The following is a 1,023-nucleotide window of genomic DNA, read 5'->3' on the forward strand; positions in this document are numbered from 1 at the left end:
CTAAAGAACTTTGCATTCTGTTATTAGTAAGAGATGCTGATTCTTGTGCATTTAAAGATGCAACGTTAGTATTAATTCTCATAATAAATCCTTTTAATTATGACACATTGAAAACATAAAAGTTTTCGCCGGATACCTTCTTGTTTGAAGCAAGCATGAAGCTTAAACTCTAAGAGTTTATCTTCTCGGAATCAATCGACCCCTACACTTAATAAAACGTCAAGACGTTCTATTAAAAACATATCTGAAAATATGCTTTAAATAAAACGCTAAACTGCTCAGTAGCCTAAAGGCCACTGATGAGTTTAAGATTACTGAAGTAATCTAAGAACGTTTTCACAGAAATGTACAACATAGCAACCCAAAGGGTTACTATTTTACCGATTATTACTATTGTAATAATCTCAATACATTTTGTTGTGCAGCGTTAGATTGTGCAATTGCATAAGCACCCGCTTGCGAGATAATGTTTTGTTTGTTGAAGTTAGCAGATTCTTCCGCGTAATCAACGTCTCGAATAATTGCTTCAGCCGCTTTTACATTTGTTGATTGAGTCATTAAGTTTCGTACTGCTGACTCTACTTGGTTTTGTACAGAACCGATTGAACCTCTGTTTTTATTCAGCTCACCAATAGCTGTATCAACATGACCTTGATATGTTGCTGCAGATGCTGCACCAATAGTAGTAATACCGTTTAAGTCATCAATATTGGTATAGTCAGCTGCTTCAGAGTTAACCGCAGTCAATGTAATTTTATTGTTGGTTGAATCTTCACCTACTTGGAAATCCAAATCACTTGCTGATGTAGAAATCAAATCGGTACCATTATAGTTGGTTGATTTAGCAATATTATCAAATTGCGCCATTAATTTAGAAATATCCGCAGCAATAGCATTTCTACCCGCACTAGACGTAGTAGCCGTATTGGCTTGGATTAATTTGGCTTTAACGGTATCAAGAATGTTTGATTGTTCCGCCATTGATTTATCTGCAATTTGTAATAAAGCAATCGCAGAGTTACC

At 35.4% G+C, this 1,023-nt stretch carries 1 protein-coding gene; it reads right to left on the reverse strand.

Features of this window, described 5'->3' with window-relative positions; all coding sequences use genetic code 11:
- Positions 1-390: 390 nt before the first annotated feature.
- Positions 391-1,023 (reverse strand): flagellin (locus CRV04_RS12765; RefSeq protein ID WP_128997244.1); only part of this gene is annotated, 633 nt, incomplete at its 5' end.

The sequence above is a fragment of the Candidatus Marinarcus aquaticus genome, assembly GCF_004116335.1.
Classification (GTDB): domain Bacteria; phylum Campylobacterota; class Campylobacteria; order Campylobacterales; family Arcobacteraceae; genus Marinarcus; species Marinarcus aquaticus.